The organism is Pseudomonas sp. CAN1 (genome assembly GCF_030462585.1).
Lineage (GTDB): Bacteria > Pseudomonadota > Gammaproteobacteria > Pseudomonadales > Pseudomonadaceae > Pseudomonas.
In genome coordinates this window covers 164,968-189,783 of record NZ_JASMRU010000006.1, presented here as the reverse complement: position 1 = coordinate 189,783, position 24,816 = coordinate 164,968, and the positions used below count along the sequence as shown (strand labels likewise).

The window sequence follows — 24,816 nt, the reverse complement described above, 5'->3', positions numbered from 1 at the left end:
GTCATTACAACGAGACGGCCAAATTAGAAGGTCTGTCCCAGGGAGAACTGGAAGATCTGGGTTTCGGCGTTATCCGGCTTCTTGATCGGCGTCGCCAGGCTGAAGCTCAGCGGGCCCAGCGCGGTGATCCAGGTCAGACCCACACCCGCGGACATGGCCATGTCCTGGAACTTGACGCCGTCGCAACCCTGGGTAGTGGACGTCGGGCAGTCGGTGTCGAACACGTTACCCACGTCCCAGAACAGCACGGTACGCAGCTGGCGCTGATCCTTCACGAACGGCAGCGGGAACAGCAGTTCGGCACCACCGGTAATCAGGATGTTACCACCGAAGGCTTCCGGATCCTGATCCGGGTCGGTGTAGCGACCGCTGCTGTCCGGACCACCACTGGCCATCTGCGACCCATCCGGGTTGCGGGCGATACTCGGGGTGCTGCGCGGGCCCAGGGAGCTGTCCTTGAAGCCACGCACCGAGTTGAAGCCACCGGCGTAGTAGTTCTCGTAGAACGGCAGGCGATCGGTATCGCCGTAGGCGCCGCCGTAACCGAGTTCGGTGTGGAAGCGCATGGTGTAGGTTTCGGTCAGCGGGGCGAAGATCTGGCCACGGTAATCGAGCTTGTAGAACGACAGATCGCTGCCCGGAATGGTCGATTCCAGCACCAGACTCTGGGAGTGGCCGCGGTTGGCCAGCACGCCCTTGTTCAGGGTCGATTCGGACCAGCCGATGGACGCCTTGAAGTTGGTGAAGCTGTCGCCTTCCTTCTCGATGAAGTCGAAGATTTCGTCGACGGTGTAGGCGCCGGTGTCGATATCATCGCGCTGTACGGTCAGGCCGTAGGTCAGGCGCGAAGTCTCGCTGATCGGGTAGCCGATGCTGACGCCGGCACCCAGGCTGTTCACCGAGTAGCTGGAAACGTCGACGTCGAGCTGGTCGTAGTCGGTCTTGCGGTAGAAGGCGTTGTAACCCAGGCTCACGCCGTCGACGGTCCAGTAGGGGTCGACGAAGCCGAAGTTGTAGCGGGTCTGGTAGTCGGACTTGGTCAGGCCGATGCTGACCTTGTTACCGGTACCCAGGAAGTTGTTCTGGCTGATCGAGCCGCCGAGGATCAGGCCGGCGCTCTGGGCGAAGCCCACGCTCGCAGTGATCGAGCCGGACGGCTGCTCTTCCACGCTGTAGTTGACGTCGACCTGGTCGTCGGTACCCGGAACGGCCGGGGTCTCGACGTTGACTTCCTTGAAGTAGCCCAGGCGCTCCAGGCGCTGCTTGGACTGGTCGATCAGGTAGGTCGAAGCCCAGCCGCCTTCCATCTGGCGCATTTCGCGACGGAGTACTTCGTCCTCGGTCTTGGTGTTGCCACGGAAGTTGATGCGGTTGACGTAGGCGCGCTTGCCCGGATCGACCACGTAGGTGATCGACACGGTCTTGTTCTCGTCGTTCGGCTCGGGAACGCCGTTGACGTTGGCGAAGGTGTAGCCCTCGTTACCCAGGCGACGGGTGATCAGGTCGGAAGTGGTGGTCATCACCTTGCGGGAGAACACCTGGCCCTTCTTCACCAGCAGCAGCTTCTTCACTTCGTCTTCCGGCACCTTCAGGTCGCCGGAGAGCTTCACGTCGCTGACGGTGTACTTCTCGCCTTCATTGACGTTGACGGTGATGTAGACGTGCTTCTTGTCCGGGGTGATGGAGACCTGGGTGGAGGCGATATCCATGTGGATGTAGCCACGGTCCAGGTAGTAGGAGCGCAGACGCTCCAGGTCACCGGAGAGCTTTTCGCGGGAATACTTGTCGTCGTTCTTGAAGAAGGACAGCCAGTTGGTGGTCTTCAGCTCGAACAGGTCGGTCAGGTCTTCTTCGGAGAAGACGGTGTTGCCCACCACGTTGACATGGGCGATGGCCGCCACGGTGCCTTCGTTGATGGTGATCTTCAGCGCGACGCGGTTGCGCGGCTGCGGCACCACCTCGGTCTCGATCACGGCGGAGTAGCGGCCCTGGGCCACGTACTGGCGCTGCAGCTCGTTACGCACGCCTTCGAGGGTCGCACGCTGGAAGATTTCGCCTTCGGACAGGCCGGACTGCTTCAGACCCTTCATCAGGTCTTCGGTAGTGATGGCCTTGTTGCCCTCGATCTCGATGCTGGAGATGGACGGGCGCTCGACCACGTTGACGATCAGCACGTTACCGTCGCGGCTGAGCTGGATGTCCTGGAAGAAGCCGGTCTTGAACAGCGAGCGGGTCGCTTCGACCAGGCGGCGATCGTCGATCTGCTCGCCGACGTTCAGCGGCAGGGCCGCGAACACGCTGCCGGCAGAGACACGCTGCAGACCGTTGACCCGGATATCGGAAACAGTGAAGGACTCGGCGTGAACCTGGGCGATCATCAGCGCGGAAAGGGCCGCGGGAAGCAGAAAGCGTTTCATGGAGTCCTTTTATTCCAACTGACAAATAGAGAATCTGCCGCAAAGGGCGGCAGATCCGAAAACCAATGGGCGGTTACAGTCGACTCAGATCGTTGACCAGGGCCAACAACATGACCCCGACTACCAGGCTGATGCCAATTTGCATCCCCCAAGCCTGGACCCGCTCCGACAATGGGCGACCACGCACCCACTCGACCATGTAGAACAACAGATGCCCGCCATCGAGGACAGGAATCGGCAACAGGTTGAGAACCCCCAGACTGATGCTCAGGTAGGCGAGGAAATGCAGAAAATCCCCTACGCCGGACTGGGCTGAAGCGCCCGCCACTTTAGCAATGGTTATCGGCCCGCTCAAGTTTTTTACCGAGAGCTGCCCGAGCACCATTTTCTTTAGAGAATCCAGAGTTAGCAGGCTCATCGACCAGGTTCTGGAGAGGGCCTGCCCTACTGCCGCCACCGGGCCGTAACTCACTTCGCGGAGCATCTCGGCGGGCCACTGTCCACCCGCCACGCCAGCGCCCAGGTAGCCAGTGCGGGCCTTGCCCTCGCCTTTCGCCGCCAGGGTCAGGGACAGCTCCTCGCGCTGGCCGGCGCGCTCGACGCCCAATTGCACCTTGGCATCAGGTCGGGCGCGAATCCGCTCGACGACCTGCTGCCAATCCGTGACCGATTCGCCATCCAGACTGACGAGCCGATCACCGATTTGCAGGCCAGCCGCCTTGGCCGGGCCCTTGTCGTCCAGTTCGGCAACCACCGGTGCGACCACGGGTCGCCATGGCTGGATGCCCAGGCCACCAATGGGATCGGGGTTGTCTTCACTCTTGAGCCAGGAACTGATGTGCACCTGATGCTGCGAGGGAACAGTCGAGCCCTTCTCCAGCACCGACACGCTGATTTCGCCGGTCTCACCCAGGCGACGCACCAACTGCAGATTGACATTGCTCCAGCCGTCAACCGCCTCGCCGTCCACGGAAACCACTTCCTGGCCGGCTGCCAGGCCGGCCTGCGCTGCCGGGCTGTCGGCGACCACCGAGCCAATCACCGGCTTGATCTGCTGGCTGCCGAGCATCGCCAGGACCCAGAAGAACAGGATGGCGAGCAGGAAGTTGGCGATAGGACCGGCGGCAACGATGGCGATGCGCTGGAATACCGTCTTGCGGTTGAAGGCGCGGTCGAGCAGTTCGGCAGGGACGTCGCCCTCGCGCTCGTCGAGCATCTTCACGTAGCCGCCCAGCGGGATGGCGGCGACGACGAACTCGGTGCCGTGGCGGTCGTGCCAGCGCACCAGCGGCGTGCCGAAGCCCACCGAGAAGCGCAGCACCTTGACCCCGCAGCGGCGGGCGACCCAGAAGTGCCCGAACTCGTGGAAGGTCACCAGCACACCCAGGGCGACCAGCAGTCCCACCACCATATATACGGCGCTCATCGCTACCTCCTCGGGCTCAACGCCCGCGTTCCTGCAACCACGCCAGTGCGGCGCTGCGCGCGCGCTGGTCGGCCACCAGTACCGCATCGAGCGATTCGACCGGCGTATGCGTCTCGCGGTTCAGCACCTCGTCGATGATAACCGCGATCTCGGTGAAGCGGATGCGCCGCTCGAGGAAGGCCGCGACAGCCACCTCGTTCGCCGCGTTGAGCATCGCCGGCACACTGCCGCCGGCCTCGGCGGCCTGGCGCGCCAGGCGCAGACAGGGGAAACGCAGCTCGTCGGGCGGGCAGAAATCCAGCCGGGCGATGGAGAACAGGTCCAGCGGCGAGACACCCGAATCGATCCGCTCCGGCCAGGCCAGTGCATGGGCGATCGGGGTGCGCATGTCCGGATTGCCCAGCTGGGCCAGCACCGAACCGTCGACATAGTCCACCAGGGAATGGATCACGCTCTGCGGGTGGATCACCACCTCGACCTTCGACGGCGCGGCGTCGAACAGCCAGCAGGCCTCGATCAGCTCCAGGCCCTTGTTCATCATGCTCGCCGAGTCGACGGAGATCTTCCGCCCCATCGACCAGTTGGGATGGGCGCAGGCCTGCTCAGGGGAGACTTCAGCCAGTTGCTCCAGCGGCGTCTCGCGGAACGGGCCACCGGAGGCAGTGAGCAGGATGCGGCGCACGCCGACTTCGCCCAGGCCACGGGCATAATCCGTGGGCATGCACTGGAAGATGGCGTTGTGCTCGCTATCGATGGGCAGCAGCACGGCGCCACTGGCGCGCACGGCATTCATGAACAGCGCGCCGGACATCACCAGCGCTTCCTTGTTGGCCAGCAACACCCGCTTGCCCGCCTCGACGGCGGCCAGCGTGGGCTTGAGGCCGGCGGCGCCAACGATGGCCGCCATCACCGCATCCACTTCGGGATGGGCAGAAACTTCGCAGAGACCAGCCTCGCCAACCAGCACACGGGCATCCAGACCCGAAGCCTGCAGACGATCCTGCAGGGCACGTGCCTGCTCGACTTCCGGCACCACAACGTAACGCGGGCGGTGGCGCAGACTCAGCGCCTCCAGCTCAACCAGACGGGAGAAGCCGCTGAGGGCGAAAACGCGATAACGATCCGGGTGACGCGCGATGACGTCGAGGGTGCTGAGGCCGATCGAACCGGTCGCCCCCAGCACGGTGATCCACTGCGGATGACTCACGGCGCACCCCAGCCCACGGCCCAGAGCAGAGCGGTGAACACAGGGATGGCAGCAGTCAGGCTGTCGATGCGATCCAGCACACCACCATGGCCGGGCAGCAGGTTGCTGCTGTCCTTGAGGCCCGACTGGCGCTTGAACATGCTTTCGGTGAGGTCACCGATCACCGACAGCGCCACCACGATGGCCGCACAAGGCAGTGCCAGCAGCAGTTCGCGGACAGTCCAGTCACGGTAGATGGACACCGCAACGGTGATCGCCAGGCACAGCGCCATGCCGCCGAAGAAGCCTTCCCAGCTCTTGCCCGGACTGACCCGCGGCGCCAGCTTGCGCTTGCCGAAGGCCTTGCCGGAGAAGTAGGCGCCGATATCGGCAGCCCAGACCAGCACCATCACGGCGACGATCAGCCAGTTCGACAGCGGCCACTGCTTGAGCAGTACCAGGCCCTGCCAGGCCGGCAGCAGGATCAGCAGGCCGATCAGCAGGCGCCGCCAGCGGCCGCCCCAGCTCGACGCGCTGTCCGGGTAGGTCAGCACCATGACGACCGCCAGGCACCACCAGAGCAGCGCGAGCACCAGCACGGCGCCCGCCAGCTGCGGCAGCCAGGCCAGCACCAGCATCAGCGCAGCCACCACGGCGGCGTAGCCGACACGGGCGGATTGTTCGTTGTAACCGGCCAGACGCGCCCATTCCCAGGCGCCAAGGCTCACCACCAGACCGATGAACAGCGAGAACGCCGCACCATCGAGCAGGAAGAAACCACCCAGCGCGATCGGCAACAGGATCAGCGCCGTGATGATTCGTTGTTTCAGCATGACGGGGGTGCCTCGGCCTCGACCTGCTCGCTGGTCTTGCCGAAGCGGCGCTGACGCGAGGCGTAGTCCTGCAACGCAGCCTGCATGGCTTCGTGCTTGAAATCGGGCCAGTAGAGATCGGAGAAATACAGCTCGGCATAGGCCAGCTGCCAGAGAAGGAAGTTGCTGATGCGGTGCTCGCCACCGGTGCGGATGCACAGGTCGGGCAGCGGCTGGTCGCCGGTGGTGAGACAGCCCTGGATCAGCTCCGGGGTGATCTCCTCCGCCGCCAGGTGACCGGCCTGCACTTCGCGGGCGAGGCGCTGGGCAGCCTGGGTGATGTCCCACTGGCCGCCATAGTTGGCCGCCACCTGCAGTAGCATGCTGGTGCCATTGGCGGTCAGCGCCTCGGCTTCGCGCATGGCCGCCTGCAGCTCCGGCGCAAAGCGACTGCGGTCGCCGATGATGCGCAGGCGGATGCCATTGGCGCTGAGCTTGCGCACCTCACGACGCAGGGCCATGAGGAACAGCTCCATCAGCGCGCCGACCTCTTCGGCCGGGCGCTGCCAGTTCTCGCTGGAGAAGGCGAACAGCGTCAGTACTTCGACGCCCGCTTCGGCGCAGGTCTTGATCACTGCACGGACGGCATCCACGCCGGCCTTGTGCCCGGCAACGCCGGGCAGCAGGCGCTTCTTCGCCCAGCGGTTGTTGCCGTCCATGATGATCGCCACGTGCCGGGGCACGTGCGTCACCTGCTTGGTCTTTTCCATGACGAGAGCCCGGCCGTCAGACGGCCATCAGGTCCGCTTCCTTGGCCTCGAGGGCCTTTTCGATCTCGCCGACGAACTTGTCGGTGATCTTCTGCACGTCGTCGCCAGCGCGACGCTCATCGTCCTCGCTGATTTCCTTCTCTTTCTGCAGGTCTTTCAGCTGGGCCAGCGCATCGCGACGGATGTTGCGCACGGAAACGCGGGCCTGCTCGGCCTCGGCGCGAGCCTGCTTGGTGAAGCCCTTGCGGGTTTCCTCGGTCAGGGCCGGCATCGGTACGCGGATGGTGGTGCCGGCGGTGGCCGGGTTCAGGCCCAGGTCGGAGGTCATGATGGCCTTCTCGACCGCCTGGATCATGCTCTTGTCGAACACGCTCAGGGCCAGGGTACGGGAGTCTTCCACGGTCACGTTGGCCACCTGGCGCAGCGGGGTGTCGGAACCGTAGTAGGACACCATGACGCTATCCAGGATGCTCGGGTGCGCACGGCCGGTACGAATCTTGGCGAAGGCATGGCCCAGGGCTTCCAGGGTTTTGCCCATGCGATCCTGTGCTTCCTTCTTGATCTCGTTGATCATCTCAATCCTCCTCGATCAGGGTGCCTTCAGCACCACCTACAACAATATTCAGCAGCGCGCCGGGCTTGTTCATGTTGAACACGCGCAGCGGCATTTTCTGGTCCCGGCACAGGCAGATGGCAGTCAGGTCCATCACGCCCAGCTTGCGGTCGAGCACTTCGTCGTACGTCAGACGTTCGAACTTCTCGGCATTCGGGTCCTTGAACGGGTCGGCAGTGTACACGCCGTCCACCTTGGTCGCCTTGAGTACTACGTCAGCATCTATTTCGATGGCGCGCAGGCAGGCGGCGGAGTCGGTGGTGAAGAACGGGTTGCCGGTACCGGCGGAGAAGATCACCACTTCGCCACTTTTCAGGTGGCGCATGGCCTTGCGGCGGTCGTAGTGATCGGTCACGCCGACCATGGAGATGGCGGACATGACGATGGCGGTGATGTTGGAGCGCTCCAGGGCATCACGCATGGCCAGGCCGTTCATCACAGTGGCGAGCATGCCCATGTGGTCGCCGGTGACGCGATCCATGCCGGCCGCGGACAGCGCCGCGCCACGGAACAGGTTGCCGCCGCCGATGACCAGACCGACCTGCACGCCGATACCGACGAGCTGGCCGATTTCCAGCGCCATGCGGTCCAGCACCTTGGGATCGATGCCGAACTCCTCGGAGCCCATCAGGGCTTCGCCGCTCAGTTTTAGAAGAATGCGTTTATAGCGAGGTTGACGAGCGCTCAGCTGCTGAGCCATGACCTTTTTCTCCTGCGGCGATTGAATGCTGTGCGCCTTGTGGGCGCTTTGCGGAAAGCTTGGACCAGCCAGCCTTACGGCGCCTTTAATCCCGCCTTGCGGGCCTGCACCGTGGAAACCGCCCCTTTTGGCTTCCCCAGTTTGGCAAAGAGGCCGCGCGCGTTAGCGGGCAGCCTCTTGCGGGGCGACAGTCGTGAGACTGTCTATTACTGCTTGGAAGCGGCTACTTGAGCAGCAACCTCGGCAGCAAAGTCGGCTTCGACTTTCTCGATGCCTTCGCCTACTTCGAAACGAACGAAGGAAACGATTTCGGCGCCGGCTTTCTTGGCCAGGTCACCGACCTTGACTTCCGGATCCTTGACGAACGCTTGCTCGACCAGACTGGCTTCGGCCAGGAACTTCGAGATACGGCCCTTGACCATGTTCTCGACGATGTTTTCCGGCTTGCCAGCGATCTTGTCGGCGTTCAGAGCGAGGAAGATTTCCTTCTCTTTGGCAACGGCTTCTTCGGAAACCTGCGACGGATCGAGGAACTGCGGGTTGCTGGCAGCGACGTGCATGGCGATGTCGCGAGCCAGTTCAGCGTTGCCGCCCTTCAGGGTGACCAGAACGCCGATGCGGTGGCCGTGCAGGTAGGCGCCAACCACTTCGCCTTCGGTACGAGCCAGGCGACGGATGTTGACGTTCTCGCCGCACTTGGCAACCAGGGCTTCACGGGCCGGCTCTTGTTCCGCGATCAGCGGAGCGGCGTCGGTCAGCTTCTGGGCAACAGCCTTGTCCAGGCTGGCAGCGACGAAGTTCTTGAAGTCGTCCTGCAGGGCCAGGAAGTCGGTCTGCGAGTTGACTTCGATGATGGTGGCGGATTTGCCGTCGTCAGCGACTTTAGCGGCGATGGCGCCTTCGGCGGCAATGTTGCCAGCCTTCTTGGCAGCCTTGATGGCGCCGGAAGCACGCATGTCGTCGATGGCTTTCTCGATATCGCCTTCGGCGGCTACCAGAGCCTTCTTGCACTCCATCATGCCCTGGCCGGTACGCTCACGCAGTTCCTTGACCAGTGCTGCAGTAATTTCTGCCATTTCGAAATCCTCTTGAGTTGTTCTCAAAACCAGATCGCCCGGCTACCCGGGCGGAATTCTCAGGGTGGCAAAAAGGGGGCCTAGCCCCCTTCCTGCTCACCGTAGGACGTCTGGACGTCCTGGAATCAGCCTTCGGCGGATTCGGCCGGTGCTTCTTCGACGAACTCGTCAGCAGTCACGCCGCCGGCATTCTTGCCGCGCAGGACAGCTTCAGCCATCGAGCCCAGGTACAGCTGTACGGCGCGGATGGCGTCGTCGTTACCCGGGATAACATAGTCAACGCCTTCCGGGCTGCTGTTGGTATCGACGATGCCGATGACCGGGATGCCCAGCTTGTTGGCTTCGGTGATAGCAATGCGCTCGTGGTCAACGTCGATCACGAACAGAGCGTCCGGCAGACCGCCCATGTCCTTGATGCCGCCCAGGCTGCGATCCAGTTTTTCCAGATCACGGGAGCGCATCAGAGCTTCTTTCTTGGTCAGTTTGGCGAAGGTGCCGTCCTGAGCCTGAACTTCCAGCTCGCGCAGACGCTTGATCGACTGACGGATGGTCTTGTAGTTGGTGAGCATGCCGCCCAGCCAACGGTGGTCGACGTACGGCATGCCGCAACGGGCAGCTTCTTCGCGAACGATCTTGCCGGCGGAACGCTTGGTGCCGACGAACAGGATCTTGTTCTTGCCCTGGGCCAGGCGCTCAACGAAGGTCAGGGCCTCGTTGAACATCGGCAGGGTTTTTTCGAGGTTGATGATGTGGATCTTGTTACGCGCGCCGAAAATGAACTTGCCCATTTTCGGGTTCCAGTAACGGGTCTGGTGGCCGAAGTGCACACCGGCCTTCAGCATATCGCGCATATTGACTTGGGACATGATAGTTCCTCGATAAGTCGGGTTAGGCCTCCATGCATCCCAACGGCCAACCCTCCGACTGTGTCGAAAGGCACCCAGGCCATCGTGTCGATGCATGTGTGGGTTAATGCTCCGAAATGGCCGTAGCCTTCAGAGCGGGGCGCTTTATACCACAACCTTGGCCAGAACAAAACCCGCAAGGACGCCCGACACCTCCCCCACCGCAGTGTCCGCGCCGCCCGTCGGCCGGCCGCCCTTGCTACCCAGCCTTAATAGAAGGGCGGCAAATCTGATAGACTTGCGCATTCCTCTCATTTACCCGCGCGTACGCAGCGCCTGAAGAGAAGTCGCATGACCGTCACCATCAAGACGCCCGAAGACATCGAGAAAATGCGCGTCGCCGGCCGTCTGGCCGCCGAAGTGCTGGAAATGATCGGCGAGCACGTCAAGCCCGGCGTCACCACCGACGAACTGGACCGCATCTGCCACGACTACATCGTCGACGTGCAGAAGGCCATTCCCGCGCCGCTGAACTACAAGGGCTTCCCCAAGTCCATCTGCACCTCGATCAACCACGTGGTGTGCCACGGCATTCCCAACGACAAGCCGCTCAAGGAAGGCGACATCGTCAACATCGACGTCACCGTGATCAAGGACGGCTACCACGGCGACACCAGCAAGATGTTTTCCGTCGGCAAGACGCCGGAATGGGCTGACCGTCTGTGCCAGATCACCCAGGAATGCCTGTACAAGGGCATCGCCGTGGTCAAGCCGGGCGCGCGCCTGGGCGATATCGGCGAAGTGATCCAGAAGTACGCCGAGAAGAACGGCTTCTCCGTGGTGCGCGAGTACTGCGGCCACGGCATCGGCCAGGTGTTCCACGAGGAGCCCCAGGTGCTGCACTACGGTCGCGCCGGCACCGGCCTGGAGCTCAAGGAAGGCATGATCTTCACCATCGAGCCGATGATCAACCAGGGCCGCCCGGAAACCCGCCTGCTGGGCGACGGCTGGACCGCCATCACCAAGGACCGCAAGCTGTCCGCGCAGTGGGAGCACACCATCGTGGTCACCGCCGACGGCTACGAGATCCTGACCCTGCGCAACGACGAAAGCTTCCCGCGCACCTCGGCCTGAATCGTTGTTCAAAATCTTGCGAGCTAGAGCAGAACAAGGCAAAAGCAGGCGAGGACGCGGAATTTACGTGCTGTAAATGAGCAGTCCTTGCCTGCTTTTAACGCAGTTATGCCGACGCGCAGCAGATTTTGTGTGGTTTGCATTCTCGCCGACGGCTGGGTAGAACATATATCCCGGCCCGGCACTGCCATCGGGCCTGGCGCCAAGCGCCGGCCCGGTTGCCCTCTTGCCCCTGCCCTCCCCTAAGCCATTGATCAGGAAGGCCGCCATGCCGCAGGTGGATCCCGAGTTGTTCGACCGTGGGCAGTTCCAGGCGGAACTGGCCCTCAAGTCCAGCCCTATCGCCGCCTTCAAGAAGGCCATTCGTCAGGCCAACGAGGTGCTCGACGCCCGCTTCAACGGCGGCCGCGACATCCGCCGACTGATCGAGGACCGCGCCTGGTTCGTCGACCAGATCCTGCAGCAGGCCTGGAACCGCTTCGACTGGGGCGACGACGCCGACATCGCGCTGGTTGCAGTGGGCGGCTACGGGCGCGGCGAACTGCACCCGCACTCGGACATCGACCTGCTGATCCTGCTCGACAGCGAGGACCAGGAAAGCTTCCGCGAGCCCATCGAGGGCTTCCTCACCCTGCTCTGGGACATCGGCCTGGAAGTCGGCCAGAGCGTGCGTTCGGTGGCCGAGTGCGCCGAGGAAGCGCGCGCCGATCTCACCGTGGTCACCAACCTGATGGAATGCCGGACCATCTCCGGCCCGGACAGCCTGCGCCAGCGCATGCTCGAAGCCACCAGCGCCAAACAGATGTGGCCCAGTGGGCAGTTCTACCTGGCCAAGCGCAAGGAACAGATCCACCGCCACACCAAGTACAACGACACCGAATACAACCTCGAACCCAACGTGAAGGGTTCGCCTGGCGGCCTGCGCGATATCCAGACGCTGCTCTGGGTCGCCCGTCGCCACTTCGGCAGCCTCAACCTGCATGCGCTGGTCCGCGAAGGCTTCCTGGTGGAAAGCGAGTGCGCGGTACTGGCCTCCAGCCAGGAATTCCTCTGGAAGGTCCGCTACGCCCTGCACATGCTCGCCGGCCGCGCCGAAGACCGCCTGCTGTTCGACCACCAGCGGCGCATCGCCGGGATGCTCGGCTATGAAGGCAACGACGCCAAGCTGGCCGTCGAGCGCTTCATGCAGAAGTACTACCGCGTTGTGATGGCCGTCTCCGAACTGAACGACCTGATCACCCAGCACTTCGAGGAAGTCATCCTGCGCGCCGGCGAGAACGGCCAGATCCAGTCGCTCAACAGCCGCTTCCAGCTGCGCGACGGCTACCTGGAAGTCACCCACGCCAACGTCTTCAAGCGCACCCCGTTCGCCCTGCTGGAAATCTTCGTGCTGCTGGCCCAGCACCCGGAGATCAAGGGTGTGCGCGCCGACACCATTCGCCTGCTGCGCGACAGCCGGCACCTGATCGACGACGACTTCCGCCACGACATCCGCAACACCAGCCTGTTCATCGAACTGTTCAAGTGCCAGGAAGGCATCCACCGCAACCTGCGGCGGATGAACCGCTACGGCATCCTCGGCCGCTACCTGCCGGAGTTCGGCCTGATCGTCGGGCAGATGCAGCACGACCTGTTCCACATCTATACGGTCGACGCGCACACCCTCAACCTGATCAAGCACCTGCGCAAGCTGCGCCGCCCGGACATGGCGGAGAAGTACCCGCTGGCCAGCAAGATCATGGAGCGCCTGCCCAAGCCGGAGCTGATCTACATCGCCGGCCTCTACCACGACATCGCCAAGGGCCGCGGCGGCGACCACTCGGAACTGGGCGCGGTGGACGCCGAGCACTTCTGCCAGCGCCACCAGTTGCCGCCGTGGGACACCAATCTCGTGTCCTGGCTGGTGCAGAACCACCTGATCATGTCGACCACCGCCCAGCGCAAGGACCTGTCCGACCCGCAGGTGATCTACGACTTCGCCCAGCTGATGGGCAACCAGACCTACCTGGACTACCTCTACGTGCTCACCGTGGCCGACATCAACGCCACCAACCCGACGCTGTGGAACTCCTGGCGCGCCAGCCTGCTGCGCCAGCTCTACACCGAGACCAAGCGCGCGCTGCGGCGCGGCCTGGAGAACCCGGTGGACCGCGAGGAGCAGATTCGCCAGACGCAGAGCGCGGCCATCGACATCCTGGTGCGCGGCGGCATCGACCAGGACGACGCCGAGCAGCTCTGGAGCCAGCTGGGCGACGACTACTTCCTGCGCCACAGCGCCGCCGACGTGGCCTGGCACACCGAAGCCATCCTCCAGCACCCGGACCACGGCACCCCGCTGGTGCTTATCCGGGAAACCGCCCAGCGCGAGTTCGAGGGCGGCACGCAGATCTTCATCTATGCCGGTGACCAGCACGACTTCTTCGCCGTGACGGTGGCGGCGATGGACCAGCTCAACCTGAACATTCAGGATGCGCGGATCATCACCTCCACCAGCCTGTTCACCCTCGACACCTACATCGTGCTCGATGCCGATGGCGGCTCGATCGGCAACAACCCGGCGCGCGTCGAGGAAATTCGCGAAGGCCTGGTCAACGCCCTGAAGGACCCGGACGACTATCCGAACATCATCCAGCGTCGCGTGCCGCGCCAGCTCAAGCACTTCGCCTTCAACCCGCAGGTGACCATCTCCACCGACGCGGCCCGCCAGGTCAGCGTGCTGGAAGTCACCGCGCCGGACCGCCCCGGCCTGCTGGCGCGCATCGGTGGGCTGTTCCTGGACTTCGACCTGTCGGTGCAGAACGCCAAGATCGCCACCCTGGGCGAGCGCGTGGAGGACGTGTTCTTCGTCACCGATGCGCACAACCAGCCGCTGTCCGACCCGGAGCTGTGCAAGCGCATCCAGACCGCGCTGGTGGACATCCTCTCGGACGGCGGCCAGCCGAGCATGCCGGTGCGCATCAGCATCTAGTCCCTTCTTTGAAAGAATCAGAACGAAAGAGCCTTGCCATGAACCCTGCCCTCGACTCGCTCCAGCCCTACCCCTTCGAGAAGCTCCGCGCCCTGCTGGCCGGCGCCCAGCCGCCGGCGGAGCTGAAGCCCATCGCGCTGTCCATCGGCGAACCCAAGCACCGCTCGCCGGACTTCGTCGCCAAGGCCCTGGCCGACAGCCTCGACCAGTTGGCGGTCTACCCGACCACCCTGGGCATCCCCGCCCTGCGCGAGGCCATCGCCGCCTGGTGCGAGCGCCGCTTCAAGGTGCCAGCCGGCTGGCTGGACGCCGCGCGCCACGTGCTGCCGGTGAACGGCACCCGTGAAGCGCTGTTCGCCTTCACCCAGACCGTGGTGGACCGCAACGCCAAGGGACTGGTGATCAGCCCGAACCCGTTCTACCAGATATACGAGGGCGCAGCCCTGCTGGCCGGCGCCGAACCGCACTACCTGCCGTGCCTGGAAAGCAACGGCTTCAACCCGGACTTCGACGCCGTGTCGGCAGATGTCTGGGCACGCTGCGAGATTCTTTTCCTCTGCTCGCCGGGCAACCCCACCGGCGCACTCGTCCCCCTCGCCGAATTGAAGAAGCTGATCGCCCTCGCCGATGAGCACGACTTCGTGATCGCCGCCGATGAGTGCTACAGCGAGCTGTACTTCGATGAACAGAACCCGCCGGCCGGCCTGCTGACTGCCTGCGCTGAACTGGGCCGCTCAGACTTCAAGCGCTGCGTGGTGTTCCATAGCCTGTCCAAGCGTTCCAACCTGCCGGGCCTGCGTTCGGGCTTCGTCGCCGGTGATGCCGAAGTGCTGAAGAAATTCCTCCTCTACCGCACCTACCACGGCTGCGCCATGCCGGTTCAGACCCAGCTGGCCAGCGTTGTGGCGTGGAACGACGAGCACCACGTGCGCGCCAACCGCGATCTGTACCGCGAGAAGTTCGACGCCGTGCTGGACATCCTCAGCGGCGTGCTCGATGTGCAGCGCCCGGACGGCAGCTTCTACCTGTGGGCGAAAACCCCGGTGGCCGATGCCGAGTTCTGCCGCGGCCTGTTCGCCCAGCAGCACGTTACCGTGGTGCCGGGCTCCTATCTGTCCCGCGAAGTGAACGGCGACAACCCCGGCGCCAACCGCGTACGCATGGCGTTGGTGGCTCCGTTGGCGGAATGCGTGGAAGCGGCCGAGCGCATCAAGCAGTACGTGCAGAGCCTGTAAGGTGCACCCGTAGGGCGCATAACGCGCCAGCGTTATCCGCCGCGCGGGTTATGGCGGATAACCTGTTCCAGGTTATTCGCCCTACAGCCCGAACAGTCGTTGTAGGAGCGAGCTTGCTCGCGAACCGCCCAGCTCTGTCGCTACCGGGTAACTGGGTTCGCGAGCAAGCTCGCTCCTACGAACAGCTCATCACACCCAGCGCCCCGCCTTGCTGGTCACCCAGGCCTCCTGGTTATCCAGCTCGCCCAGCACCTCGCGCATGGTCTCGTCGTCGATCTCGTGCTCGCGGCGCATCCGGTACAGTTCCAGCCGCTGCGCGCGCAGCGCCTTGATCCGCAGCGCCTGATCGGCCAGCTCCAGGGCACGAGCGCGCTCGCGAGCCTCCTTGCTGTCCGGCGCCGGGTCCAGCTCGTGGCGGTACTCGGCCATCAGCTTGGCCTTCATCTCGGCCAGCCGCGCCGTCTCCTCCGCATCGGCGCCCTCGCTGGCCGGTAGCTCCTCGCTCTCCAGCAGATGGATGGCCGCCGCCGCGGTCTTGCGCCACACCGCCTGGACTTCCAGCTCGCGCTGGTCGTTGCTGCGCACAGGCAGGCCACGCAGGAGGATTGGCAGGCCGATGGTGGCCGAGAGCAACGACACCAGGATCACCCCGGCGGCAATGAAGATGATCAGGTCACGCTGCGGGAACGCGGTGCCATCGAGCAGCAACAGCGGCACCGAGAGCACGCCCGCCAGGGTCACTGCCCCACGCACCCCGCCCAGCGCCGAAATCGCCGACAGCCGCAGCACCGGCTCCCCCGCCTTGCCGCCCAGCTCGATACCCCACCACTGCTCGAAACGCACCGAGACCTTCCAGTAGCACCAGACCCAGCCGAAACGCAGCAGCAACAGCACCGCGTACACCGCCAGCACGTAAAACAGCAGCAGCGACGAGCGCCACATCACATCGTCGGCGTGATGGGCGACGGACTTGAGGATGTCCGGCAGTTGCAGCCCCAGCAGCAGGAACACCACGCCGTTGAAGGCAAACTCCAGCATCGACCAGACGCTGCGGTTGAGCAGCCGGGTGTTGGTCTGCCGCGGCAGCAGGTCGGCCCAGCTCTGCATCATGCCCGCCGCCACCGCAGCGAGGATGCCGGAAACGCCCAGCTCCTCGGCGATCATGTAGCAGGCGAAGGGCAACAGCAGCATCAGCACCACATGGGTCGCCGGGTCATCCCAGCCGCGGCGGATCATCCAGGCGCGGATGCGCCCCAGCAGCCAGCTGATCAACACACCACTGGCCAGGCCACCGATGGCCACCAGGAGGAAATTCAGGCTGGCGTCCACCAGCGAGAAAGTACCGGTCAGCGCCGCGGCAATGGCGAACTTGAACGCCACCAGGCCGGAGGCGTCATTCATCAGTGCCTCGCCCTGCAGCACGTGCATCAGGCGCTTGGGCAGGCGGTTCTGGGCGATGGCCGAGACTGCCAGCGCATCAGTGGGCGACAGCACCGCCGCCAGGGCGAAGGCCGCAGCCCAGGGAATCTCCGGGATCAGCAGATGGATGAAGGCGCCACCGCCGACCACGGTGAACAGCACCAGGGCAAACGCCAGGGTGAGGATCGGCCAGCGCATCTTCCAGAACTCGCCCTTGGGCATGCGCCAGCCATCGGCGAACAGCAGCGGCGGAATGAACAGGAACATGAACAGCTCGGGGTCCAGCCCCACGTGCAGCCCCAGGCTCGGCCAGGCCAGCGCGGCGCCGGCGGCGATCTGGATCAGCGGCAGGGGCAGCGGGATCAGTTGCGCCGCGAGCCGGGTTCCCCCCACGACCAGCAACAGGATCAACACGGTGTAAACGGTTTGCATCGACGAACTCCAGCACAGCTCTCCATTGAAGCACCCGACACGAAGCGGATCAGCCCCGCATCGGGCAAAAAACTGTTGCAGTGCACCGGCCTCCCGGCGGCGTCCCGCAAGGCGCTGGGAAATGGCATAATCCCGCGCCTGAAAAATGTATCGAAAAGGAGTAGCGCCCCGTGAGTGAGCGGACGCTGTATGGAATCAAGGCCTGCGACACCATGAAGAAAGCCCGCGTGTGGCTGGAAGAACATGGCGTCGACTATGCCTTCCACGACTACAAGAGTAGCGGCATCGACCGCGAACACCTGCGCCAGTGGTGCAACGAGCATGGCTGGGAAACCGTCCTGAACCGTGCCGGTACCACCTTCCGCAAGCTGGACGACGCGCAGAAGTCCGACCTCGACCAGGACAAGGCCATCGAACTGATGGTCGCCCAGCCGTCGATGATCAAGCGCCCGGTGCTCGACCTGGGTGAGCGCACCCTGGTCGGCTTCAAGCCCGACGCCTACGCTGCCGCGCTGGCCTGAGCCGCAGAACGATGAGCATCGCCTGGGCCCTGTTCCTCCCCGCCTGCTTCGCCCTGAACCTGGCGCCGGGACCGAACAACCTGCTGTCGCTGAACAACGCCGCACGCTTCGGCCTGCTGCGCGCCACCGTTGCGGGCGGCGGCCGGCTGGTTGCCTTCGCCGGCATGCTGGCCCTGGCCGCCTCCGGCCTGGCACTGGTACTGCAGGCCTCGGCCTGGTTGTTCCTGGTGATCAAGCTGGTGGGCGCCGGTTACCTGCTGTGGCTTGCCGTGCAACTGTGGCGCGCGCCGACAGCGAACCTGTCGGTGGATGGCGCCCCGGCGCCGGCCACCAGCCTGTGGCGCCTGGCCCGCCAGGAGTTCTGGGTGGCCGCCGGCAATCCCAAGGCGATCCTCATCTTCACCGCTTTCCTGCCGCAGTTCGTCGATCCGCGTCAGGCCGTGGGCGCCCAGTTCGCCCAACTCGGCGCAGCCTTCCTGCTTCTGGAATGGCTGGCCATCGCCCTTTACGGGCTCGCCGGGGTCCGCCTCGGCAAGCTGCTCGCCGGCGCACGCGCCCGGCGCCTGTTCAACCGTGGTTGTGCCGCGCTGCTGGGCAGCGCCGGCCTGGGCCTGCTGCTCAGCCGCCGTCCGGCCTGACCGACTTCATTCGCCAAGAACCTCTTTGCAAGGAACTACCCACATGTCGAAATCCCTGTTCAGCATCGCTTTCGGTGTCGGCACCCAGAACCGCCAGAGCAACTGGCTGGAAGTCTTCTACGCGCAGCCGCTGCTGAACCCCAGCGCCGAACTGGTCGCGGCCATCGCCCCGCTGCTGGCCTATGAGGGCGGCAACCAGGCGATCGCCTTCACCGCTCACCAGGCCTACCAGCTGGCCGACGCCGTCGAGACCGTCGACGCCGCTCAAGCCGCCTTGCTGAACCGTCTGGCCGAAAGCCAGAAGCCGCTGGTCGCCACCCTGCTGGCCGAAGACGCCGCCCCCAGCTCCACCCCGGAGGCGTACCTGAAGCTGCACCTGCTGTCCCACCGTCTGGTCAAGCCGCACGGCCTGAACCTGACCGGCATCTTCCCGCTGCTGCCCAACGTCGCCTGGACCAACCAGGGCGCCGTCGACCTGGCCGAACTGGCCGAGCTGCAACTGGAAGCGCGCCTGAAGGGCAAGCTGCTGGAAGTCTTCTCCGTCGACAAGTTCCCGAAGATGACCGACTACGTGGTACCGGCCGGTGTGCGCATCGCCGACACCGCCCGCGTACGCCTGGGCGCCTACATCGGTGAAGGCACCACCGTGATGCACGAAGGCTTCGTCAACTTCAACGGCGGCACCGAAGGCCCGGGCATGATCGAAGGCCGCGTCTCCGCTGGCGTGTTCGTCGGCAAGGGTTCGGACCTTGGCGGCGGCTGCTCCACCATGGGCACCCTGTCCGGCGGCGGCAACATCGTCATCAGCGTCGGCGAAGGCTGCCTGATCGGCGCCAACGCCGGCATCGGCATCCCGCTGGGCGACCGCAACATCGTCGAGGCTGGCCTGTACGTCACCGCCGGCACCAAGATCGCCGTGCTGGACGACCAGAACAACCTGGTGAAAGTGGTCAAGGGCCGCGACCTCGCCGGCCAGGCCGACCTGCTGTTCCGCCGCAACTCCCAGACCGGCGCAGTCGAGTGCAAGACCAACAAGACTGCCATCGAGCTGAACGAAGCGCTGCACGCGCACAACTAAGCTGGCCGCCCCGCTCGCGCGGGGTACGCACTAAGCTTTGAGAAGCGGGGGCTGCGGCCCCCGTTTTCCATTCTCCACAACCGGCCGCACGCCCATGTCCATTCCCTCGCCCTGGCGCTCCGACTTCCCGGCCATTGCCGCCTTCGAGGCCGAAGGCCAGACCTACCTCGATAGCGCCGCTACCGCGCAGAAGCCGCGCGCCATGATCGACGCCCTCGCCGGCTACTACGCCGGCGGCGCCGCCAACGTGCACCGTGCCCAGCACCTGCCCGGCGAGCGCGCCACCCGAGCCTTCGAGGCGACGCGCACCCTGGCCGCCAACTGGCTCAACGGCGGCAGCCCGGCGCAGGTCATCTTCACCCGCGGCGCCACCGAAGCGCTGAACCTGCTGGCGTACGGCCTGGAAGGCCAGTTCCAGGCCGGCGACGAGATCGTCATCAGCGCACTGGAGCACCACGCCAACCTGTTGCCCTGGCAGCAGTTGGCCAAACGCCGCAGCCTGAAGCTGGTGGTGCTGCCGCTGGACGCTGACGGTCGTATCGACCTGAACCGTTCCGCCAACCTGATCGGCCCGCGCACCCGCCTGCTCGCCGTCAGCCAGCTGTCCAACGTGCTCGGCACCTGGCAGCCGCTGCCGGAACTGCTGCAGATGGCCCGCCAGCACGGCGCGCTGAGCGTGGTCGATGGAGCCCAGGGCGTAGTCCACGGCCGGCACAATCTGTCGGCACTGGGCTGCGACTTCTACGTCTGCTCCAGCCACAAGCTCTACGGCCCGGAAGGCCTCGGCCTGCTCTGGGGCCGCCCGGAGGCGCTGGAGCGTCTGSCGCACTGGCAGTTCGGCGGCGAGATGGTGCGCGTGGCGGATTACTTCGACGCGCAGTTCCACAACGCGCCCATGGGCTTCGAGGCCGGCACTCCGCCCATCGGCCCGGTGATCGCCCTGGGCGCCACCCTGGAGTGGCTGGCCGCCCAAGACAGCGCCGCAGTCAGCGCCCACGAGGAATTCCTCCACGCCCGCCTGCTGGCCGGCCTGCGCGCCCGTGACGGCGTGCGCGTGCTCGGTGAGCCGGAAGTGGCCCTGGCCAGCTTCGTGGTCGAGGGCGTGCACGTTTCCGACCTCGGCCACCTGCTGACTGAACAGGGCATCGCCGTGCGCGCCGGGCACCACTGCGCCATGCCGCTGATGAAGACCCTGGATGTCGCCGGCGCCCTGCGCGTCTCCCTCGGGCTGTACAACGACAGCGCCGATCTGGAGCGTTTCTTCAACGCGCTGGACAGCGCCCTGGAACTGCTGCGATGACCCTGCCCGCCGCTGCTGCCGAGGCGTTGGAGGCCTTCACTGCCCTGCAGGGCTGGGAGCAACGCGCCCGCTTGCTGATGCAATGGGGCGAGCGCCTGGAGCCGCTGAGCGAAACAGAGCTGGGCGACGAACAGCGCGTGCAGGGTTGCGAGAGCAACGTCTGGCTGGTGGCGGATCGGCAGGATGAGCGCTGGCACTTCCGCGCTTACAGCGACGCGCGCCTGCTACGCGGTCTGCTGGCGTTGCTGCTGGTGCGGGTGGATGGCTTGCCGGCGGACGAGCTGGCCGCCATCGACCTACCGGACTGGTTCGCGCAGTTGGGATTGGGCCGGCAGCTGTCGCCGTCGCGCAGCAACGGCCTGAATGCCGTGCTCAAGCGCATGCGGGACTTGCTCACCGTCTGAGACGCTGGGCTGGGCGTAGGAGCGGACTCCGTCCGCGATTGGCCCGCATCGCGCCGGAGACCATCGCGGATAAATCCGCTCCTACAAAGGCAGTCAGCCCGCAGTGCGCTCCGAAGGCCGCCGCGCCCCGGCAACGATCTTATCCACAGCCCTGGCCGCCGCGACCATGCCGAAGGTCGCAGTCACCATCATCACCGCGCCGAAACCGCCAGCGCAGTCGAGCTTCACGCCCTCACCGACGAAGCTCTTGGACTGGCACACGGTGCCATCCGGCTTGGGATAGCGCAGCTGCTCGGTGGAGAACACACACTGCACGCTGTAATGCCGGCCCGGCGTGCGCGAGAAGTTGTAGTCGCGGCGCAGCGTCGAGCGGACCTTCGCGGCCAACGGGTCGTTGAAGGTCTTGTTCAGGTCGGCGACCTGGATCTGCGTCGGGTCCACCTGCCCACCGGCGCCGCCGGTGGTGATGATCTGCAGCTTGCGGCGCTTGCACCAGGCGATCAGCGCAGCCTTGGCGGCAACGCTGTCGATGCAGTCGATCACGCAGTCCAGCTCGGGCGTGATGTAGTCCGCCATGGTGTCGCGGGTAACGAAATCGGCTACGGCGTGTACGACGATGCCCGGGTTGATCGCCTTCAGGCGATCGGCCATGACCTCGACCTTGGGCTTGCCCACGGTGCCCTGGATGGCATGCACCTGGCGGTTGGTGTTGGTGACGCAGACGTCGTCCAGGTCGAACAGCGAAATCTCGCCAACGCCGCTGCGCGCCAGGGCCTCGGCCGCCCAGGAGCCGACGCCGCCGATCCCGACCACCGCCACATGGCTGGCCGCCAGCCGCTCCAGGCCTTCGCGGCCATAAAGCCGGGCGATTCCGCCGAAACGCTGTTCATCCAGTTGCATCGCCCACACCTCACATCGAAACGGCCGGCATTCTATACCGGCGGCCAGCGGTACGCCTGCAACAAAGCCGTTTTGCCGCAGTCTCAGTCACGCATCCGCCAGCCATTCTAAACTGTGCGCAGGAATGGTCTGTAAGCCTTGCGGCGAACGGGCCGGCAACCTGTACAGCCCCTGGAGTGCGGGGTAGGATGCGCGCCGACCGATGGCTATCCCCCAGGATGGTCCCGGCCCCTCCCCGTTCCACCCTTTGGAACCCGATCGCGCCATGTCTTCACGCAAGTTCGGCATCAACCTGGTGGTATTCGTCGCCCTCGCGGCGCTCTTCACCGGCTTCTGGGCCCTCTACAACCGTCCCGTCAGCGTTCCCGACTGGCCGGAAAGCATCTCCGGATTCTCCTTCTCGCCCTTCCGCCTGAACCAGAATCCGCAACGCGACCAGTTCCCCAGCGACGACGAAATCCGCTCGGACCTGGAACTGGTCTCGAAGAACACCGACAACATCCGCACCTACTCGGTGAAGGGTTCGCTGGCCGACATCCCGCGCCTGGCCGAAGAGCTGGGCATGCGCGTCAGCCTGGGCATCTGGATCGGCCCGGACGAGGCCGAGAACGAAGCCGAGATCGAGCGCGGCATCGAGATCGCCAACAACTCGCGCAGCGTCGTGCGGGTGATTGTCGGCAACGAGGCGCTGTTCCGCCGCGAGGTCACGGTCGAGCAATTGACCGCCTACCTGGACCGCGTGCGCAAGGCGGTGAAGGTGCCGGTGACCACCGCCGAGCAGTGGCACATCTACGAGAAGTACCCGGAGATGGCCAAGCACGTCGACCTGATCGCCGCCCACGTGCTGCCCTACTGGGAATACACGGCGATGAACGACGCCGTGCCGTTCGTCCTCGAACGCGCCAAGGAACTGCGCGCCAAGTTCCCGCGCAAGCCGCTGCTGCTGGCCGAAGTCGGCTGGCCGAGCAACGGCCGCATGCGCGGCGGCGCCGACGCCACCCAGGCGGACCAGGCCATCTACCTGCGCACGCTGACCAACGCGCTGAACAAGCGCGGCTACAACTACTTCGTCGTCGAGGCCTTCGACCAGCCGTGGAAGGTCGGTGACGAAGGCTCGGTGGGCGCCTACTGGGGCGTCTACAACGCCCAGCGCCAGCCCAAGTTCAACTTCACCGGACCGGTGGTGAACATCCCGCAATGGCGTGCCCTGGCAGTCGCCTCGGTGGTAATGGCGCTGCTCGCACTGACCCTGCTGATGATCGACGGCAGCGCCCTGCGCCAGCGCGGGCGGACCTTCCTCACGGTGGTGGCCTTTGCCGGCGGCTCGGTGCTGGTGTGGATCGCCTACGACTACAGCCAGCAGTACAGCACCTGGTTCAGCCTGACCGTCGGCGGCCTGCTGGGCATCGGTGCGCTGGGCGTATTCATCGTCCTGCTCACCGAGGCCCACGAACTGGCCGAGACCGTCTGGGTGCGCAAGCGCCGCCGGCCGTTCGACCCGGTGCTCACCGATACCGGCTACCGGCCCAAGGTCTCGGTGCACGTGCCCTGCTACAACGAGCCACCGGAGATGATGAAGAAGACCCTGGATGCGCTGTCCAGGCTCGACTATCCGGACTTCGAAGTGCTGATCATCGACAACAACACCAAGGACCCGGCGGTGTGGGAACCGGTGCGCGACTACTGCGAAATCCTCGGCCCGCGCTTCCGCTTCTTCCACGTTGCGCCGCTGGCCGGCTTCAAGGGCGGCGCGCTGAACTACATCCTGCCGCACACCGCGCCGGACGTCGAAGTGGTCGCGGTGATCGACGCTGACTACTGCGTCGAGCCGAACTGGCTCAAGCAGATGGTGCCGCACTTCAGCGATCCGAAGATCGCCGTGGTGCAGTCGCCGCAGGACTACCACGATGGCGAGGAAAACGTCTTCAAGAAGCTCTGCTACGCCGAGTACAAGGGCTTCTTCCACATCGGCATGGTCACCCGCAACGACCGCGACGCGATCATCCAGCACGGCACCATGACCATGATCCGCCGCACCGTGATGGACGAGCTGAAGTGGGCCGACTGGACCATCTGCGAGGACGCCGAGCTGGGCCTGCGCGTGTTCGAGAAAGGCTATTCGGCCGCCTACTCGCACCAGAGCTTCGGCAAGGGCGTGATGCCCGATACCTTCATCGACTACAAGAAGCAGCGCTTCCGCTGGGCCTACGGCGCCATCCAGATCATGAAGGGCCACGCCCGCGCGCTGTTCCAGGGCAAGGACAGTAAGCTGACCCTCGGCCAGCGCTACCACTTCATCGCCGGCTGGCTGCCGTGGATCGCCGACGGCATGAACATCTTCTTCACCGTCGGCGCGCTGCTCTGGTCCTCGGCAATGATCATCGTGCCCAAGCGGGTCGACCCGCCGCTGCTGATCTTCGCCATCCCGCCGCTGGCGCTGTTCTTCTTCAAGTTCGGCAAGATCATGTTCCTCTACCGCCGCGCGGTGGGCGTAGACCTGCTGCGCTCGTTCCAGGCAGCGGTGGCTGGCCTGGCGCTGTCGCACACCATCGCCAAGGCGGTGCTCTACGGGGCGTTCACCAAGACCATCCCGTTCTTCCGCACGCCGAAGATGGCCTCCAACCACGGCCTGCTGGTCGCACTGGCGGAAGCGCGTGAAGAGGTGTTCATCATGCTGCTGCTGTGGGGCGCGGCGCTGGGCATCGTGCTGGTGCAGGGCGTACCGAGCCGCGACATGATGTTCTGGGTCGCCATGCTGCTGGTGCAGTCGCTGCCCTACCTCGCCGCACTGGTGATGGCACTGCTGTCGGCGGCGCCCAAGGCCCAGGAGGTGCCGGCAGTCAGCCCGGCGACACCGGCCGCCTGACCGCCCATCCGTAACCAAGAACGCCGGCCATGCGCCGGCGTTTTTGCTTTAAGATGGGCGCCTTTTTCCGTTCCAC

20 protein-coding genes are annotated in these 24,816 nt (G+C 64.9%); 9 read left to right on the top strand and 11 right to left on the bottom strand.

Annotated elements, in window-relative coordinates:
• Positions 1-23: 23 nt before the first annotated feature.
• The 9 genes from bamA to rpsB form a co-directional block, all read right to left on the bottom strand.
• Entirely contained in the window at positions 24-2,417 is a 2,394-nt protein-coding gene (gene bamA, locus QO207_RS11340) for an outer membrane protein assembly factor BamA (RefSeq protein WP_301532516.1), read from the bottom strand.
• Between the two features lie 73 nt (positions 2,418-2,490).
• Positions 2,491-3,843 carry a sigma E protease regulator RseP gene (gene rseP, locus QO207_RS11335; protein ID WP_301532515.1) on the bottom strand — a complete coding sequence of 451 codons (1,353 nt, stop codon included), beginning with the start codon at positions 3,841-3,843 and terminating at the stop codon, positions 2,491-2,493.
• Positions 3,844-3,859: 16 nt separating this feature from the next.
• On the bottom strand, positions 3,860-5,050 hold the full coding sequence (gene ispC / locus QO207_RS11330; RefSeq protein ID WP_301532514.1) for a 1-deoxy-D-xylulose-5-phosphate reductoisomerase: 1,191 nt from the start codon (positions 5,048-5,050) through the stop codon (positions 3,860-3,862).
• Positions 5,047-5,862: a phosphatidate cytidylyltransferase gene (locus QO207_RS11325; RefSeq protein ID WP_301532513.1), complete on the bottom strand. Its 816-nt coding sequence runs from the start codon at positions 5,860-5,862 to the stop codon at positions 5,047-5,049. Before QO207_RS11325 ends, ispC begins: the two co-directional genes overlap by 4 nt.
• The gene (uppS, locus tag QO207_RS11320) at positions 5,856-6,611 is read right to left on the bottom strand and encodes a polyprenyl diphosphate synthase (protein ID WP_301532512.1); all 756 of its coding nucleotides are present in this window, start codon (positions 6,609-6,611) and stop codon (positions 5,856-5,858) included. The genes QO207_RS11325 and uppS overlap by 7 nt, the downstream gene beginning before the upstream one ends.
• 16 nt (positions 6,612-6,627) lie before the next feature.
• Positions 6,628-7,185, bottom strand: coding sequence for a ribosome recycling factor (gene frr / locus QO207_RS11315; RefSeq protein ID WP_301532511.1), 558 nt, complete (start codon positions 7,183-7,185; stop codon positions 6,628-6,630).
• 1 nt (position 7,186) lies between these two features.
• Positions 7,187-7,924, bottom strand: coding sequence for a UMP kinase (gene pyrH / locus QO207_RS11310; protein WP_017521181.1), 738 nt, complete (start codon positions 7,922-7,924; stop codon positions 7,187-7,189).
• A gap of 206 nt (positions 7,925-8,130) precedes the next feature.
• Positions 8,131-9,000 (bottom strand): translation elongation factor Ts, encoded by an 870-nt coding sequence (gene tsf / locus QO207_RS11305; protein WP_017521180.1) that lies wholly within the window; start codon positions 8,998-9,000, stop codon positions 8,131-8,133.
• 125 nt (positions 9,001-9,125) lie between these two features.
• Positions 9,126-9,866, bottom strand: a complete 741-nt coding sequence (rpsB, locus tag QO207_RS11300; protein ID WP_301532510.1) for a 30S ribosomal protein S2 — start codon at positions 9,864-9,866, stop codon at positions 9,126-9,128.
• Positions 9,867-10,181: 315 nt separating this feature from the next.
• Between rpsB and map the strand changes: the two genes are divergently transcribed.
• From map to dapC, 3 genes are all read left to right on the top strand, one after another.
• A complete protein-coding gene (gene map / locus QO207_RS11295) occupies positions 10,182-10,979 on the top strand; it encodes a type I methionyl aminopeptidase (protein WP_301532622.1) in 798 nt (265 codons plus the stop codon).
• Positions 10,980-11,247: 268 nt separating this feature from the next.
• Positions 11,248-13,947 carry a [protein-PII] uridylyltransferase gene (locus QO207_RS11290; RefSeq protein WP_301532509.1) on the top strand — a complete coding sequence of 900 codons (2,700 nt, stop codon included), beginning with the start codon at positions 11,248-11,250 and terminating at the stop codon, positions 13,945-13,947.
• 38 nt (positions 13,948-13,985) lie between these two features.
• Positions 13,986-15,182 carry a succinyldiaminopimelate transaminase gene (gene dapC / locus QO207_RS11285; RefSeq protein ID WP_301532508.1) on the top strand — a complete coding sequence of 399 codons (1,197 nt, stop codon included), beginning with the start codon at positions 13,986-13,988 and terminating at the stop codon, positions 15,180-15,182.
• Between the two features lie 189 nt (positions 15,183-15,371).
• Here dapC and QO207_RS11280 read toward each other — a convergent pair whose 3' ends face one another.
• Positions 15,372-17,033 (bottom strand): Na+/H+ antiporter, encoded by a 1,662-nt coding sequence (locus QO207_RS11280; protein ID WP_301532507.1) that lies wholly within the window; start codon positions 17,031-17,033, stop codon positions 15,372-15,374.
• A gap of 170 nt (positions 17,034-17,203) precedes the next feature.
• Between QO207_RS11280 and QO207_RS11275 the strand changes: the two genes are divergently transcribed.
• From QO207_RS11275 to QO207_RS11255, 5 genes are all read left to right on the top strand, one after another.
• Positions 17,204-17,554 carry an ArsC family reductase gene (locus QO207_RS11275; RefSeq protein ID WP_301532506.1) on the top strand — a complete coding sequence of 117 codons (351 nt, stop codon included), beginning with the start codon at positions 17,204-17,206 and terminating at the stop codon, positions 17,552-17,554.
• Between the two features lie 11 nt (positions 17,555-17,565).
• The gene (locus QO207_RS11270) at positions 17,566-18,192 is read left to right on the top strand and encodes a LysE family translocator (protein ID WP_301532505.1); all 627 of its coding nucleotides are present in this window, start codon (positions 17,566-17,568) and stop codon (positions 18,190-18,192) included.
• Positions 18,193-18,235: 43 nt separating this feature from the next.
• Complete coding sequence (gene dapD / locus QO207_RS11265; RefSeq protein WP_301532504.1) at positions 18,236-19,270, top strand: 2,3,4,5-tetrahydropyridine-2,6-dicarboxylate N-succinyltransferase; 1,035 nt, start codon at positions 18,236-18,238, stop codon at positions 19,268-19,270.
• Between the two features lie 94 nt (positions 19,271-19,364).
• Entirely contained in the window at positions 19,365-20,570 is a 1,206-nt protein-coding gene (locus tag QO207_RS11260) for an aminotransferase class V-fold PLP-dependent enzyme (RefSeq protein ID WP_301532503.1), read from the top strand.
• Positions 20,567-20,974, top strand: coding sequence for a SufE family protein (locus tag QO207_RS11255; protein ID WP_301532502.1), 408 nt, complete (start codon positions 20,567-20,569; stop codon positions 20,972-20,974). Before QO207_RS11260 ends, QO207_RS11255 begins: the two co-directional genes overlap by 4 nt.
• A gap of 93 nt (positions 20,975-21,067) precedes the next feature.
• Here the strand turns inward: QO207_RS11255 and tcdA are convergent, their stop codons facing one another.
• Positions 21,068-21,874, bottom strand: coding sequence for a tRNA cyclic N6-threonylcarbamoyladenosine(37) synthase TcdA (tcdA, locus tag QO207_RS11250; protein WP_301532501.1), 807 nt, complete (start codon positions 21,872-21,874; stop codon positions 21,068-21,070).
• A 265-nt stretch (positions 21,875-22,139) separates the two neighbouring features.
• Between tcdA and QO207_RS11245 the strand changes: the two genes are divergently transcribed.
• The gene (locus tag QO207_RS11245; protein ID WP_301532500.1) at positions 22,140-24,740 is read left to right on the top strand and encodes a glycosyltransferase; all 2,601 of its coding nucleotides are present in this window, start codon (positions 22,140-22,142) and stop codon (positions 24,738-24,740) included.
• Positions 24,741-24,816 lie beyond the last annotated feature (76 nt).